Origin of the sequence: Nocardia otitidiscaviarum NBRC 14405, from assembly GCF_000308635.1 — a bacterium.
GTDB lineage: Bacteria > Actinomycetota > Actinomycetes > Mycobacteriales > Mycobacteriaceae > Nocardia > Nocardia otitidiscaviarum.
This window is the reverse complement of the sequence record NZ_BAGD01000052.1, coordinates 1-688: the sequence shown is the minus strand read 5'-3', so window position 1 is coordinate 688 and position 688 is coordinate 1. Positions and strand designations below refer to the sequence as shown.

Here is a 688-nt window from a genome sequence, read left to right as displayed (position 1 = left end):
ACGCCGCCTCCGAGCGCGGGTGCGAGCAGCTCGACGACGAACAGCGGCGGGGGCGGAAAGACTCCGGCCCGCATGTCCGGGCCGGGGAACGGCACCGTGGACGGCCCCAGACTGGGGAACCCAACCGCGCGGGCATCCGCTCCGGGGAACGGCACGGTGTGCGCGTCCGGGCCGGGAAGCGATGCCGTGCGGGTGTCCGGGCCGGGAAACGGCAGCATGGCTAGTCGGCGCTCGCCGGGTAGGTGTAGGACGGGGTCACCTTGACCTCACCGGCCGGAGACACGGTCGCGTCGGGGGTGTCGAGGATATTGAGCAGCGTCGTACCGTTCCAGCGGCACATGTGGGTGTAGGTGCCCGCGTTGACGGTGAATACGAGCTGTGAGCCGGTGACGACGCCGCCGGCCGCTGCGCCCCAGGTGGTTGTTTGGCGGGCGTAGCCGCCGCCGCTGGCTTCGTTCGCGGTGCCGTCGACACCAGGGTCGGCGGTGTGCAGGCTGTAGCTCGCGCCGAGGGATGCCCAGTTGTTGGCTTGAGCGTTCTTGACGGCGGTTGTGCTGGACATGGTGAATCTCCTTGCGGCTCATGACCGGCGGGCTACGCCCTTGATCCATGGGTAATCGTCGGTGGTGCTGGTGAGTGTGTTCGGGTAGTGAATCCAGAGCACGAATTTTGTTCCGGCGGGGACGAG

At 68.3% G+C, this 688-nt stretch carries 1 protein-coding gene and 1 pseudogene; both read right to left on the bottom strand.

The features are described from left to right. Positions 1–218: pseudogene (locus tag ON31_RS37515) on the bottom strand (hypothetical protein); the annotation flags it as partial. A 2-nt stretch (positions 219–220) separates the two neighbouring features. After that, positions 221–562 carry a phage tail fiber protein gene (locus tag ON31_RS09550; protein ID WP_039811745.1) on the bottom strand — a complete coding sequence of 114 codons (342 nt, stop codon included), beginning with the start codon at positions 560–562 and terminating at the stop codon, positions 221–223. Between the last annotated feature and the right edge of the window lie 126 nt (positions 563–688).

Coding starts and splice junctions, on each gene's coding strand:
- ON31_RS09550 (WP_039811745.1), bottom strand. CDS start 562: ATGTCCAGCACAACCGCCGTCAAGAACGCTCAAGCCAACAACTGGGCA.